The organism is Bartonella sp. CL25QHWL (assembly GCF_042195335.1).
Taxonomy (GTDB): domain Bacteria; phylum Pseudomonadota; class Alphaproteobacteria; order Rhizobiales; family Rhizobiaceae; genus Bartonella.
Window position 1 is genome coordinate 1 of the sequence record NZ_JBHIOE010000111.1, and the last position, 549, is coordinate 549.

Here is a 549-nt window from a genome sequence, read left to right on the forward strand (position 1 = left end):
ATGCGGTTCGAGAGATCTTTAAGGATTTTGACTTTTTAGAATTAGAGACCCTTTGGACCTCTGGTTTTGCTAAAAAACCACCCCGAAAAGAACTCTTGATTCGTAATAATTGAAGAAAATCATAAAAAGATTTGTTAGAATCAGAAGAAAATATTTCTTCTCTAATAGGACTTTTTATATGGTTACATCTTTTGGTAAAATTTTACGGAAACTTCGCATTGATCACTCCGAACGCCTTTTAGATATGGCTAAAAAATTAGACATATCTGTAGCATTTTTATCTTCTGTCGAGATTGGCAAAAAATCTGTTCCTGTAGGACTGGAGGAAAAGATAATTGAACTCTATGCTTTAGATCAAGAGGTAGCAGAAATTTTGAGAAGAGAATCGGATGCTTGTCGCAAAAGTTTTACAATCAAGACTTCTGATCCGTTGAGGCGTAAAACTGTTGGCATGTTTTTTAGAACTTTAAAAGATTTTTCACAAGAGGATTTAGAAGCATTCAAAACATTATTAGAGATGATTAGCGAAGCGCAAAGAAAAGAAAATGC

Annotated in this window: 1 protein-coding gene; it reads left to right on the plus strand. The window is 33.7% G+C overall.

What is annotated here, in order from left to right; all coding sequences use genetic code 11:
- Positions 1–178: 178 nt before the first annotated feature.
- On the plus strand, positions 179–549 hold a 371-nt coding region (locus tag ACFILY_RS09725; RefSeq protein WP_375638040.1), incomplete at its 3' end, for an XRE family transcriptional regulator.